This is a genomic window from Acidimicrobiia bacterium (assembly GCA_035948415.1).
In the GTDB taxonomy this organism is placed as follows: Bacteria; Actinomycetota; Acidimicrobiia; order IMCC26256; family PALSA-555; genus PALSA-555.
In genome coordinates this window covers 1-12,398 of sequence record DASZJD010000130.1, presented here as the reverse complement: position 1 = coordinate 12,398, position 12,398 = coordinate 1, and the positions used below count along the sequence as shown (strand labels likewise).

The 12,398-nt window shown below is 73.2% G+C and carries 13 protein-coding genes; 7 read left to right on the top strand and 6 right to left on the bottom strand.

The genetic code is table 11. The features are described 5' to 3' along the window. Positions 1–110 precede the first annotated feature (110 nt). Positions 111–689, bottom strand: coding sequence for an HhH-GPD-type base excision DNA repair protein (locus VG869_17200; GenBank protein HEV3452924.1), 579 nt, complete (start codon positions 687–689; stop codon positions 111–113). Positions 690–708: 19 nt separating this feature from the next. Between VG869_17200 and VG869_17195 the strand changes: the two genes are divergently transcribed. Genes VG869_17195 through VG869_17180 form a run of 4 tightly spaced genes read left to right on the top strand, consistent with a single transcriptional unit; the run spans position 709 to position 3,867 of the window. Then, a complete protein-coding gene (locus VG869_17195; protein HEV3452923.1) occupies positions 709–1,074 on the top strand; it encodes a VOC family protein in 366 nt (121 codons plus the stop codon). A 55-nt stretch (positions 1,075–1,129) separates the two neighbouring features. Then, on the top strand, positions 1,130–1,804 hold the full coding sequence (locus tag VG869_17190) for a response regulator transcription factor (protein HEV3452922.1): 675 nt from the start codon (positions 1,130–1,132) through the stop codon (positions 1,802–1,804). Between the two features lies 1 nt (position 1,805). Then, on the top strand, positions 1,806–3,134 hold the full coding sequence (locus tag VG869_17185; GenBank protein HEV3452921.1) for a HAMP domain-containing sensor histidine kinase: 1,329 nt from the start codon (positions 1,806–1,808) through the stop codon (positions 3,132–3,134). 1 nt (position 3,135) lies between these two features. Then, the gene (locus tag VG869_17180) at positions 3,136–3,867 is read left to right on the top strand and encodes an endonuclease/exonuclease/phosphatase family protein (GenBank protein HEV3452920.1); all 732 of its coding nucleotides are present in this window, start codon (positions 3,136–3,138) and stop codon (positions 3,865–3,867) included. 6 nt (positions 3,868–3,873) lie between these two features. On the opposite strand, the gene VG869_17175 is transcribed toward VG869_17180, so the two are convergent. Together VG869_17175 and VG869_17170 are read right to left on the bottom strand one after the other, a co-directional pair. After that, on the bottom strand, positions 3,874–4,635 hold the full coding sequence (locus tag VG869_17175) for a hypothetical protein (GenBank protein HEV3452919.1): 762 nt from the start codon (positions 4,633–4,635) through the stop codon (positions 3,874–3,876). Continuing rightward, a complete protein-coding gene (locus VG869_17170; protein ID HEV3452918.1) occupies positions 4,635–5,240 on the bottom strand; it encodes an RNA polymerase sigma factor in 606 nt (201 codons plus the stop codon). The genes VG869_17175 and VG869_17170 overlap by 1 nt, the downstream gene beginning before the upstream one ends. Positions 5,241–5,577: 337 nt before the next feature. Here VG869_17170 and VG869_17165 point away from each other — a divergent pair, with 337 nt between their 5' ends. Both VG869_17165 and VG869_17160 read left to right on the top strand, forming a co-directional pair. Next, the gene (locus tag VG869_17165; protein ID HEV3452917.1) at positions 5,578–5,769 is read left to right on the top strand and encodes a ferredoxin; all 192 of its coding nucleotides are present in this window, start codon (positions 5,578–5,580) and stop codon (positions 5,767–5,769) included. Positions 5,770–5,804: 35 nt separating this feature from the next. Continuing rightward, positions 5,805–6,677 carry an SDR family oxidoreductase gene (locus VG869_17160; GenBank protein HEV3452916.1) on the top strand — a complete coding sequence of 291 codons (873 nt, stop codon included), beginning with the start codon at positions 5,805–5,807 and terminating at the stop codon, positions 6,675–6,677. Positions 6,678–6,681: 4 nt separating this feature from the next. Here the strand turns inward: VG869_17160 and VG869_17155 are convergent, their stop codons facing one another. From VG869_17155 to VG869_17145, 3 genes are all read right to left on the bottom strand, one after another. Beyond that, the gene (locus VG869_17155; protein ID HEV3452915.1) at positions 6,682–8,304 is read right to left on the bottom strand and encodes an ABC transporter substrate-binding protein; all 1,623 of its coding nucleotides are present in this window, start codon (positions 8,302–8,304) and stop codon (positions 6,682–6,684) included. 101 nt (positions 8,305–8,405) lie between these two features. After that, entirely contained in the window at positions 8,406–10,025 is a 1,620-nt protein-coding gene (locus VG869_17150; GenBank protein HEV3452914.1) for an ABC transporter substrate-binding protein, read from the bottom strand. Positions 10,026–10,125: 100 nt separating this feature from the next. Beyond that, positions 10,126–11,949 carry a glycoside hydrolase family 15 protein gene (locus VG869_17145; protein HEV3452913.1) on the bottom strand — a complete coding sequence of 608 codons (1,824 nt, stop codon included), beginning with the start codon at positions 11,947–11,949 and terminating at the stop codon, positions 10,126–10,128. A gap of 116 nt (positions 11,950–12,065) precedes the next feature. Here VG869_17145 and VG869_17140 point away from each other — a divergent pair. Then, positions 12,066–12,398 (top strand): acetyl-CoA C-acyltransferase (locus VG869_17140; protein ID HEV3452912.1); only part of this gene is annotated, 333 nt, incomplete at its 3' end.

Genomic DNA, 12,398 nt, shown 5'->3' with positions numbered 1-12,398 from the left:
AGGTGATGGCGGCGGGGTCGTCCTCGATGGCACGACCCGGACCGTTCCGGAGAGAACGAGGAAGACCCGACGAGCACCGGCGGTGCCCGTCAGAGATCCATCTTACCTGATCACTCGGCCTTCCCCCGGCCACGGGCCTTCTGGGACCGCTTCCAGTCGCGGACCCGGGCCAGGGTCTCGGGCGAGTCGATGTCGGCCACCGAGCGCGGCGTGGCGTCCGAGAAGGGCGCCGCCGCGGCCTCCCAGCCCTCGGGGCGCACGCCGAGGCGCTTGGCGAGCAGCGCGACGAAGATTTTCGACTTCTCGTCGCCGTAGCCCGGTAGCGCGCGCACGCGGGCGAGCAGCTCGGCGCCGCTCGGCGCGTCACGCCAGATGGCGCCGACGTCGCCGCCGTACTCGTCGACGACGAACCGGCACAAGGCGTGGGTGCGCTTGGCCATCGAGCCCGGGTAGCGGTGCAGCGCCGGCTTGGCCCGGAACACCGCCTCGAGGTCGTCGGGCGGCATCGCGGCGATGGCGCGGGCGTCGAGCCCGCCGAGCCGGTCGCGGAGCGTCGACGGGCCCTTGAACGCCCACTCCATCGGCACCTGCTGGTCGAGCAGCATGCCGAGGACGAGCGCCAACGGGTTCTCCGCCAGCAGCTGGTCGGCGACCAGGTCGCCGGTCACCGGGATCTCGGGAACCGCCATCTGGGTAGGCTCGCGCGCGGTGCGACTCGACCACGTCAACCTCTGCGTCCCCGAGGACGGCGTCCCCGCCGAGACCCGCTGGCTCGTCGACGTCCTCGGCTACCGCCCGGTCGAGCCGGGCCCGGACGCGTCGGGCTTCGGCACCCTGCACTGGTTCGAGGCCGACGACGGGACCCAGGTGCACCTCACCGTCGACGCCGAGCACCATCCGTCGGCGCGGGCGCACACCGCCATCGACCTCGGCGACGCCCTCGACGAGGTGCTCGCACGGGTCGCGGGCGACGGGCAGCACCCGGGCTCGGGCCTCACCTTCGACGGCGGCCGACACGTGTTCGCGACCGACCCCGCCGGCAACCTCTGGGAGCTCATCGGCCCGCCATCCTGAGCGCGCTCTCAGCCTGCCGGCGCCGGGACCGGGGTCACCGGGCACAATGCGCGACATGCGGGTGCTGATCGTCGAGGACGAGGTGCACCTCGCCGACGCCATCACCGAGGGCCTCGTCGCCGAGGGGTTCGACGTGGACGCCGTCCACGACGGCCTCGACGGCCTCTGGCGCGCCCGCGAGGGCTCGTACGACGCGATCGTCCTCGACGTGCTGCTCCCGGGCATGAACGGCTACCGGGTCTGCAAGACCCTCCGCGACGAGGAGATCTGGACGCCGATCCTGATCCTGACCGCGAAGGACGGCGAGTGGGACGAGGCCGAGGCGCTCGACACCGGCGCCGACGACTTCCTCTCGAAGCCGTTCTCGTTCGTGGTGCTGCTGGCGCGGCTGCGGGCCCTGTTCCGGCGCGGTGCGCCGCCGCGGCCGGCCATCCTCGAGCTCGGGCCGCTGCGCCTGGACCCCGGCGCTCGGCGGCTCACCCGGGACGGCGCCGAGATCCGGCTGACGACCCGCGAGTTCGCCGTCCTCGAGTTCCTGATGCGCCGCGGCGAGACCGTGGCGTCGAAGTCGGAGATCCTCGACCACGTGTGGGGCATCGACTTCGCCGGCGACCCGAACGTCGTCGAGGTGTACGTCGGCTACCTCCGGCGCAAGATCGACCAGCCCTTCGGCTCGAGCCTGATCCGCACCGTGCGCGGCGCCGGCTACCACCTCGCCGCCGCCAGCTGACATGCACCCCCGCGACCTGGTCCGCCGGTGGTTCGGGTCGGTGCGGGTGCGGATCACCCTCGCCGCCGCCGGCCTCGTCGCCGTCGGCCTGGCGGCGGCGTCCTACGGCCTCGTGCGATCGGTGCACGCGAACATCGTGAGCGAGATCCAGCGCACGAACCGCGACCAGCTGGCGATGATCGCCCGCCAGCTGCAGGCGGGACGGGCGCCCGACCAGCTGAACTTCCCGAGCGACCCGGGCGCCGGCGGCCCGCCGGACATCATCCTCGAGAGCCCCGACGGCCAGCTCTTCACCCTGCCCGGGCTGCGCGCGGCGTCGCCGCTGCCGACGCGCCAGTCGGTGCGGGCCCAGGAGCGGGTCGCCACCCAGCAGGGCCAGGTCACGCTCATCGCCCGACGCTCGCTGGGGGAGGTGGACCGCACCGTCCACAGCGTGACCGACGCGCTGCTCATCGGCGTCCCGGCGCTCGTCGCCGCGACCGCGCTGCTGGCCTGGCACCTGGCCGGGCGGGCCCTCCGCCCGGTCGAGTCGATCCGGGCCGAGGCCGCCGCGATCACCGGCAGCACCATCCACCGACGGGTCCCGGAGCCCGACACCGGCGACGAGGTCGGCCGCCTGGCCCACACGATGAACGCCATGCTGGACCGCCTCGAGGAGTCGTCGATGCGCCAGCGGCAGTTCGTCTCCGACGCCTCGCACGAGCTCCGCAGCCCGGTGGCGGCGATCCGAGCCCAGCTCGAGGTGGCCCTCCGCCGGGGCGGCGGGGCCGACTGGCCCCAGGTGGCTCGCCGGGTGCTCGACGAGGACGACCGTCTCGAGGCCGCGGTCGGCGAGCTGCTCGAGCTCGCTCGCGTCGAGGAGGCCGCGCCGGCGCCGACCGACGTCGACGTCGACGACCTCGTGCTCGAGGAGGCCGGCCGGGTGCGGCCGGTGCCGATCGACACGTCGCGGGTCTCGGCCGGGCGGGTCACCGGCGACCCCCGCCAGCTGCTCCGCCTCGTGCGCAACCTGCTCGACAACGCGTGCAGCCACGCCCGCAGCCGGGTGGCGGCGTCGGTGGCGACCGGCGAGGGGTCGGTGTGGCTCGTCGTCGACGACGACGGCCCCGGCGTCCCGGTCGCCGACCGGGAGCGGGTCTTCGACCGGTTCACCCGCCTCGACGAGGGGCGCGGCCGCGCCGGGGGCGGCGCCGGCCTCGGCCTGGCCATGGTCCGGTCGATCGCCGAGCGGCACGGCGGCTCCGTCACGATCGACGACGCCCCCATCGGCGGGGCCCGCTTCGTCGTCCGCCTCCCCGGTGACGGCGAGCAGCCGGAGCCCCCCTCGTAGGGTGAGCGCCGCCATGGCGGCGATCAGCCTCGTCAGCTTCAACACGCACTACGGCCTCTACGCGCAGCGCGGCCGCGTCGTTCCGTACGACCTGCCGGCCGTGCTTGCGGCCCTGGCGGCGGACGTCATGGTGATCCAGGAGGTCTGGCGACCCGACGGCGGGCCGGGCGCGGTCGACGAGTTCGCGGCCAAGCACGGGTTCGCCGTCCACCACACCGCCACCGGCCGGGCCACGCGGCACAGCCGCTGGCCCCACCACGACCCCCGCGGGGAGGGCACCGCCGGCACCGCGGTCCTCACCCGGGTCGCAGCGCGTCCGCTGCCGGACCTGCCGGTCGGACCGACGCGCGGCGACCCCGCCCCGGCGCGGCGGCTGCCGCAGGTCGAGCTCGACGGCGGCGCCGCGCCGCTGCGGGTCGTGGGCGTGCACCTCACCTCCCGGCTGCCGCACGGGCCGGTGCTGCAGCTGCGTCGCCTCGCCGGGCTCCTGCCGCCGGCCGGCGTGCCGACGGTGGTCGCCGGCGACTGCAACTTCTGGGGACCGCCGGTCGTGGCGCTCCTCGGGCCCGGGTGGCGGCGGACCGTCACCGGACGGACGTGGCCGGCCCGGTGGCCGCACAGCCAGCTCGACCACGTGCTCGTGCGCGGCGGCGAGGTCGAAGCCACCGACGCCGGCGTCCTCGACGACTGCGGGTCGGACCACCGGCCGGTGCGGGCGCACCTGACCTGGTGAGGGCGGTCAGTGCGGCAGCAGGTGCGGCAGCGTCACCGGCGGCAGGACCGGCAGCGTCACCGGCGGCAGCGTGAACGGCGGCAGCCGCGGCGCCGGGGTCGTCACCTTCGGCGTCGTCACCGGGGGCGGGGACGGCAGCGTGGGCGTGGTCACCGGCGGCAGCTGCGGGGTGGTCAGGTGGATCCGGCCGGCGTCGATCGTGCCCTGGAGACCGGGGCCGAGCTGGAACGACCCCGCCGAGGCCTGACCGTTCGGGCCCGTCGACAAAACCGCCCCGTTCGGCAGCCTCAGGCCGCTCCGACCCGTCACCCGGCGCCCGTCGGGCAGCACGACCTGGGTGTTCACGGCCTTCTTCAGCTCGAGGGGGCCGTGACCGGGGCTGGCGCTGGGCGAGAACACGCCGAGGAGCGCCCCGCCGAGCGCGGCGCCGCCGAGGACGACGACGGCGGCGGCGGCCACGGCCGCGACGACCCGGGCCGCGGGGCGGCGGCGGGCCGGCAGCGCGACGAGCGTGCCCGCCGGTCGGTCGGCGCCGATGAGGCGACGCTCGAGGCCGGCTACGAACTCGGGCGACGGGCCGACGACGGGCTGGTCGCCGAGCCAGGCCAGGCGCTGGCGCAGGTCGGCGGGCGGTGCGCCCGCCCCGATCCGCGCCGCGGCGCCGACGAGGTGACGCTCGAGTCCGGCCACGAACTCGGGCGACGGGTGGGCGACCGGTCGGGCCCCGAGCCGGGCCAGCCCCGCCTGGACGTCGCGTCTCGTCGCCATCAGCTGGCCTCGGGCTCGGCCGTGTCCAGGACGGCGCGCCGGAGGGCCCCGAGGGCCCGGTGGAGGGTGACGGCGAGCACGGCCTTCGAGCAGCCCATCGCCTCGGCGGCGTCGTCCGCCGACTGGCCGGAGAGGTAGCGGAGCGTGAGCGCCTGCTGGTACCGGGGTCGCAGGGTGCCGAGGGCGTCGATCATGCGGCGGACCTCGTCGTCGCGCTCGATGCCCTCGACGTCGTCCTCGACCGGGTGGCCGGCCAGGACGTGGAGGCCGCGCTGGCCCCGGTCGCTGCGGCTGCGGCCCTCCCGCCGGTAGTGGTCCACGAGCTCGTTGGCGGCGATCCGGAACAGCCAGGGGCCGAAGCCGGCGCCGTCGGCGTCGAAGCGTCCGAGGTGGCGCAGCGCCCGCTCGAAGGTGGCGGCGGTGACGTCCTCGGCGGCCTCCGGGCCCCAGGTGCGCCGGAAGGCGAAGGCGTAGATGCGCTCGACGTAGCGGCGGTAGAGGACCCCGAACGCGGCCGGGTCGGTGCGCGCCCGCGCCACCAGGGCGCGTTCATCGAGGTCCGGCGACACCGCCGGACGCAGCTCGTCCGATTCGGCCGGACCCATCGCCCTCTCAGTGTGACCGGGACCGGGGGCCTCCGTCGAGTGGTTCCACCAGTCCGGCCGCTGCCGGTGACGCCGGGGGCAGGGATGGGGCGGGCGGCGCCACCGACCGCGGCTCGGGCTAGGTGGGGTAGGAGGTGTGGACAAGCTATGCATCGGGTCCAACGCCGGGCCCCACCCCCGATTTCACTTTTTTGCCACTCCCTGTGGCGGGTGCCCACGGAGCGTCCCAGCCGGGGCCCGGGACGGCCGGGACCGGCGCCGGGGGCGCCCCGGCCCGGGCCGGGCGGGGTCGACGAGCCCCCCCTCCGCCGAGGAGGCCCCGTTACGCTTCGGCGCGATGCGAGTTCGGGTCGACGCCGAGGCCTGCACCGGCCACGGCCGCTGCTACTCCCTCGGGCCGGACGTGTTCGGCGCCGACGACGCCGGCCACTGCGTGCTGCTCGTCGTCGAGGTCCCGCCCGGCCTCGAGGACCAGGCCCGCAGCGGGGAGCGGAACTGCCCCGAGCAGGCCATCACGATCGAGGACTGAGCCCGGCGGCGCGGGCCCGCCGGTACGGTGCCGACGTGGCCGACGCGACGCCCGCCACCGTGCTCGTCACCGGCGGCAACGCCGGCGTCGGCAAGGAGACCGCGCTCGGGCTGGCCCGCGACGGCGCCCGGGTCGCGATCACCGCCCGGGACCCGTCGAGGGGCGCGGCCGCGGCGGCCGAGGTCCGCGAGCGCGTGCCGGGCGCGAGCGTCGACGTCGTCGCGCTCGACCTGGCCTCGTTCGCGTCGATCCGGGCCTGCGCCGACGAGGTGCGACGCCGCTACCCCCGCCTGGACGTGCTCGTGAACAACGCCGGCCTGGTCCAGATGCAGCGGACGGTCACCGAGGACGGGTTCGAGACGACGTTCGGGGTGAACCACCTCGGTCACTTCCTGCTCACCACCCTGCTGCTCGACCGGCTGCGGGCCAGCGCCCCGGCGCGGGTGGTCGTCGTCGCCTCCCACGCGCACAAGAGCGCCCGCACGGGCCTGCGGTTCGACGACCTGCAGGCCGAGCGCGCGTACAGCGGCCTCGGCGCCTACAACCGCTCGAAGCTCGCCAACGTCTACTTCGCCCGCGAGCTGGCCCGCCGCGCCGCCGGCACCGGCGTGACCGCCAACGCGCTGCACCCCGGGTTCGTGGCCAGCCGCCTGGCCCGAGACGGCGACGCCGGCCTCGCCGGCGAGGTCGTGATGACGCTCGCCCGGCCGTTCGCCATCAGCCCCGCCCGCGGGGCCCGCACCTCCGTCTACCTGGCGTCCAGCCCGGACGTCGCCGACGTCACCGGCCAGTACTTCGCCCGCTGCCGGCCGGCCGCGGTGTCGCGCGTCGCGAGGGACGACGACGCCGCCCGTCGCCTCTGGGACGTGAGCGAGGCGCTCGTCGCCTCCCGCCCCGCGGCGACCTGAGCGGCTACCGCTTGTAGAGGCCGACCGTCGGGACGACGCCGGCGTACAACGAGAACGGTTGCCCGTGCCCGTCGGGGAGCGGGACGCCGTTCAGGCCACCGATGTTGGTCTGGGCGCCGACGCCCCAGTGCTGGTACCAGGTCCAGAGCTCGTAGACCTGGGACGCGAATCGCCGGTTCATGTCCCGGTAGATCTGCACCCGCTTCGCGGGATCGGTCGTGACCCGGCCCTGCTCGAGGTCCGAGTCGATCACGGGGTCGCTGATCCCGCTGAAGTTCACGGGCGACTTGCTGTGGAACCACACGTAGAGGCCGTCCGGGTCGCCCTGCGGATGGTTCTCCCAGGTGGCCTGCTGGAAGTTGCCCGAGAGGGCGAGGTTGATGAGCGTCGCCTGGTCGACCTGCTTGATCGAGACGTTGATCCCGGCCCGGGCGTTGAACTCCCTGACGAGCTCGGTGAGCGCGAGCAGCGAGGGATCGGTCGCGGTGGTGATCTCGTAGCTGAGCTGCTGCCCACCGTGGGCCGCCGACCACTGCTTCGCGTACGCCTTCGCCTTCGCGAGGTCGTGGTGGGGGAAGCCCGAAGCCTTGGCCTCCGGGAACGACAGGTAGTACGGCGTGCCCGGCGCGAACGGACCCGTCGCGATCGTCTCGAGGCCCTTGTTGCGGATCTGGTTCAGCTCGTTCGCGTCACCCGCGTACGCCACGGCGAGGCGAGCGAGCCGGTCGTTGAAGGGCGGCTTGGCGTCGTTCAGGAGCCCGTAGCCGACCTCGGAGCCGCGGTCGGTGTCCATCTCGGTGATCGAGCCGGACGACTTCTTGTCGCGCATGGCGAGGATGTTCTGCTCGCTTCGCGTCTGGATCACGTCGAACGTGCCCCCGGTGAGCCCGTTCAGCTGCGACTGCGCGTCCTGGGCCGGCACGAACTTGATGCGGTCGAGGTACGGCAGCCCCGGCCGCCAGTAGCTCGGGTTGCGCTGCACGGTGAGGTGGTCGTTCGGCACCCACTCGACGAGCTTGAACGGACCCGTCCCGATCATGTTGGTCGCACAGGTGCTCATGTCGGCGAGCTGCGCCGGGGCCACCATCCCCACGCGACCGGTGCCGAACAGGTAGCCCTCGAAGGCCGGCCACGGGGAGCTCATCTGCACGACGACGGTGAGGGGATCGCTCACGGTCACGCTCGTGATCGGCTTGAAGACGAAGGTGTTGAGGGGCGCGCCGATCTTGGGGTTGGCGCCGCGGTACGTGTCCAGGTTCAGCTTCACCGCGTTCGCGTCGAGGGCCTCGCCGTTGTGGAACTTGATCCCGGGTCGGAGCCGGATCGTCCAGGTGTCGAACGTGGCGTTCGGTGTCACCGACTGGGCGAGATACGGCACGAGGTCGCCCTTGGTGTTGATCGTCACGAGCGTGTCGTAGATCGCCGTGATGACCTCGATGCCGCCCGCGGCGAGCTGCGAGGCGGGCAGGCAGAAGCCGCCGGTGGTCTCCGCCTCGATCGCGTAGGTGATCGAGCCGCCGCGCTTCGGGCCGCCGGCGGCGCCGTGCGCCGCCGGTACCCCGCTGAGCGTGGTCACGGTCATGACGGCCACGACCGTCGCGGCGAACCCACGGGCCGATGTGCGCATCCGCTTCCCCCTGCTGCGGTCGCGGGCATCGTAGGTCGGCGCGACCGACATCGGCCGTCGCGACCGAGTCGACCGCGCCGGCGGCGCTCCCCCGCGCCGCGTCACTTCTTCGAGACGCCCACCACCTGGAGGGCCCCTTCGAAGATCGGGAACGGCTGGCCGTGCCCGTCGGGGAGGGGCACCCCGCTGATCCGGACGCCGTTCGAGTAGCCGACGGCCCACCTCGTGTACCAGGTCCAGAGCTCGTAGACCTGCGCCGCGAACCGTCGGTTCATGTCGCGGTAGATCGCGGCCCGCTTGGCCGGGTCGGTCGTGAGCCGACCCTGCTCGAGGTCGTTGTCGATGATCGGGTCCTTGATCCGGCTGAAGTTGACCGGCGAGCCGCTGTGCCACCACACGTACTGGGTGTCGGGGTCGTCCTGGGGCTGGTTCCGGAACGTCGCCTGGTTGAACGAGCCGCCCAGCACGCGGTTGATGAGCGTCGCCTGGTCGACCTGCTGGATCGTGACGTCGATGCCGGCGAGCGACTGCTGCTGCTTCACGACCTCGGTGAGGGCCAGCAGCTCGGGGTCGTTGACCGTGAGCAGCTCGAAGGCGATGTGCTGGCCGCCGTGGGCCGCCTCGTACTGGCGCTCGAGCGCCTTCGCCTTCGCCAGGTCGTGACTCGGGAGGCCGGCGGCCCGGGCCTGGGCCGGGGTCAGGAAGTAGGGGGTGCCGGGCCCGAACGGACCCGTGGCCAGCGTCTCGATCCCCTTGTTGCGGATCTGGTTCAGCTGGTTGCGGTCGCCGGCGTAGGCCACCGCGAGCCGGGCGGTCATGTCGTTGAACGGCGGCTTCTCGAGGTTCAGCATCCCGTACCCGACGTCCGCGCCCTGGTCGGTGTCGAACTCGCCGACCTGCCCCGACCGCTTGCGGTCACGGAGGGCGTTGATGTTCTCCGTGGACGACGTCTGGATGAGGTCGAGGTCGCCGCCCTGGAGCCCGTTGAGCTCGGAGGCGGCCTCGGGGACGGGCTTGAAGATGATCTTGTCCAGGTAGGGCAGACCCGGCCGCCAGTAGCTGGGGTTGCGCTTCACCGTGAGGTGGTCGTTCGGTACCCAGTCGACGAGCTCGAAGGGCCCGGTGCCGATCAGGTTCGTGGGGCAGGTCTGGGTGCCCGACAGCTGGGCCGGCGCGGCGATCCCCGACCGGCCCGAGCCGAACAGGTACACCGGGTACGAGGGCCACGGGGTGTGCATCCCCACGACCAGCGTGAGGGGCCCCGTGACCGTCACCGAGGCGATGTCCTGGTCGACGAAGGTGCTGAGCGGCGCGCCCACCTTCGGGTTGGCGCCGCGAGACGTGTCGAGGTTCAGCTTCACCGCGCTGGCGTCGAGCGGCTCGCCGTCGTGGAACTTGATGCCCGGCCGCAGCGTGATCGTCCACTGCGTGTAGTCGCTGTTCGGCGTCACGTCCTTCGCCAGGTACGGCACGACCTGACCCTTGCTGTTCAGGGTGGTCAGCGTGTCGTAGATGGCGTTGGCGATCTGGATGCCCCCCGGCGCCAGCTGCGCGTTGCCGGAGACGCAGTAGCCGCCGGGGGTCTCGGCCTCGACCGCCCACGTGACGGTGCCGCCGTGCTTCGGGCCGGAGGCGGCGCCGGCCGCCCGCACCGCGCCCAGCGTCGTCACCGCCAGCAGGGCGGCGAGGACCCCGACGAATCCACGAGTCCGTGTCCGCATCGCTTCCCCCCGTGCCGCGCGGCGTCCCCCGTGCCACGCGGTGGCGGCATCGTAGGCGCCGGGCCGCCGGCGACCGGCCTCGGACGAGGGCCGCGACGCGTCAGCCGACCCAGCCGGCGTCGGAGAGCTTGCGGTTGATCGAGTAGGCGGCGCTGATCAGGCCGAGGTGGGTGAACGCCTGCGGGAAGTTGCCGAGGTGCTCGCCTTGGGGGCCGAGCTCCTCGGCGAAGAGGCCCAGGTGGTTGGCGTAGCCGAGGGTCTTGTCGAAGAGGAAGCGGCCGCGCTGCACGTCACCGGCGCGGGCGGTGGCCTCGGCGAGCCAGAACGAGCACATGTTGAAGGTGCCCTCCTCGCCCTTCAGCCCGTCCCGGGCCGCGGCCCCGATCTTGTAGCGGTACACGAGCGAGTCGTCGACGATGTCCTCCCTCACCACCGCCAGGGTGTCGAGGAAGCGCGGGTCGGTCGGGCTGATGAACTTCACCAGCGGCATCAGGAGGGTGGACGCGTCGACGGTGTCGGTGCCGAGGCACTGGATGAAGGTGCGGCGCCGGGGGTTCCAGTACGACGTCATGATCTCGTGGTAGAGCGCGTCGCGGACCCCCCGCCACCGGGAGAACGGATAGGGGAACGAGCGCCGGTCGGCGAGGCGGATCCCCCGGTCGACGGCGACCCAGCACATGAGCCGCGAGTAGAGGAACTCCTGGTGGCCGCCGCGCACCTCCCAGATCCCCGCGTCGGGGAGCTGCCAGTGGTCGCAGACCCAGTCCACGAGCCGGACCAGGTTGTTCCACAGCTCGTAGGGGACGAGCTCCCCGTACTTGTTGTAGAGGTACACCGCGTCCATGAGCTCGCCGTAGATGTCGAGCTGCAGCTGGTTGTAGGCGCCGTTCCCGATGCGCACCGGCGCCGAGCCCCGGTAGCCCTCGAGGTGCGGCAGGACCTCCTCGGTGAGGATCTTGCGCCCGTCGAGGCCGTACATGATCTGCAGCGACCCGTCGGGGTTCAGGTCCATGCACCGGTCGTGGATCCAGCGCATGAAGGCGCCCGCCTCCTCGGTGTAGCCGAGGCGGATCAGCGCGAACACCGTGAACGAGGCGTCTCGGATCCACGTGTACCGGTAGTCCCAGTTCCGCTCCCCGCCGATCTCCTCGGGGAGCCCGAACGTCGGCGCCGCCACCAGCGACCCGTGGGTCTGCGAGACGAGGAGCTTCAGCACCAGCGCCGACCGGTTCACGATCTCGCGCCATCGACCGGTGTAGGCCGAGTGCCCGATCCAGCTCCGCCAGAAGTTCACCGTGGCCTTGAACGCCTCGGGCCCGTGGTCGGGGTCGGCGAACCAGCTCATCGTCCCCTCCGCGACCTCCTCCATCACGAAGATGGCGGTGTCGCCGGCCTGCAGCTCGAAGCTGGCCCGGGCGACGCCGTGGCGGTCGACGGTGAGGGGGACGGGGGTGCGCAGGCGCAAGGCCGTCCCGTCGCCGCCGGTCGACGCGTAGACGACCTCGCCGTCCCGCACCTCGACGGTGCGGTCGGCCCGTCCGTAGTCGAAGCGGGGGTCGAACACGAGGTCGAAGCGCACCGACCGCCGGACGCACTTGGCCCGCCGCACGAGCACCCGGGGGTGGTCGTGGGGGTAGATGCCGACGGGCATGAAGTCCGACACCTCGGAGAGGCCGTCGCCGGTCAGGAACCGGCTGATGAGCACGTTCGTGTCGGGCAGGTACATCTGCTTGTACGTGACGTCGGACCGGGCGGGGTGGATCGAGAAGTGGCCGCCGCGCTCGTGGTCGAGGAGGGCGGCGAAGATCGTCGGCGAGTCGAAGGTCGGGAAGCTGCAGAAGTCGATCGAGCCGTTCATGCCGACGAGGGCGACCGTCTGGAGGTCCCCGATGACGCCGTAGTTCTCGATGGGCTGGTAGGCCACGTGCGCTCCTCGCTCGCCGGTCCCGGGGCCCGGGCACCGGCCCGGTCTCGTTCGCTCCTGGGCCCCGACCGGGGGTAGACCGGGGTCAGCATCCCAGGCGCCGAGGAGATCCCGCCATGCCCGAACCCGTGATCGTCGCCGCCACCCGGACCCCGATCGGCCGGGCCAACAAGGGCTCGCTCGTGGACTGCCGCCCCGACGACCTGTCGGCGCTCGTCGTGCGGGCCGTGCTGGACCAGGTGCCCGCCCTCGACCCCGAGACGGTGGAGGACGTGCTCTGGGGCTGCGGGCAGCCCGCGGGCGAGTCCGGCTACAACGTCGCCCGCGTCGTGGGCCTCCTCGCCGGCATCCCGCAGGCGCCTGGGGCGACGGTCAACCGCTACTGCTCGTCGTCGCTGCAGACGATCCGCATGGCGGCCCACGCCATCCGGGCCGGCGAGGGCGACGCG

Excerpts from the sequence above, each read along its gene's own strand:
- VG869_17165 (HEV3452917.1), top strand. The coding sequence starts at position 5,578 with ATGCGAGTTCGGGTCGACGCCGAGGCCTGCACCGGCCACGGCCGCTGC.
- VG869_17150 (HEV3452914.1), bottom strand. The coding sequence starts at position 10,025 with ATGCGGACACGGACTCGTGGATTCGTCGGGGTCCTCGCCGCCCTGCTG.
- VG869_17200 (HEV3452924.1), bottom strand. The coding sequence starts at position 689 with ATGGCGGTTCCCGAGATCCCGGTGACCGGCGACCTGGTCGCCGACCAG.
- VG869_17190 (HEV3452922.1), top strand. The coding sequence starts at position 1,130 with ATGCGGGTGCTGATCGTCGAGGACGAGGTGCACCTCGCCGACGCCATC.
- VG869_17170 (HEV3452918.1), bottom strand. The coding sequence starts at position 5,240 with ATGGGTCCGGCCGAATCGGACGAGCTGCGTCCGGCGGTGTCGCCGGAC.
- VG869_17185 (HEV3452921.1), top strand. The coding sequence starts at position 1,806 with ATGCACCCCCGCGACCTGGTCCGCCGGTGGTTCGGGTCGGTGCGGGTG.
- VG869_17155 (HEV3452915.1), bottom strand. The coding sequence starts at position 8,304 with ATGCGCACATCGGCCCGTGGGTTCGCCGCGACGGTCGTGGCCGTCATG.
- VG869_17175 (HEV3452919.1), bottom strand. The coding sequence starts at position 4,635 with ATGGCGACGAGACGCGACGTCCAGGCGGGGCTGGCCCGGCTCGGGGCC.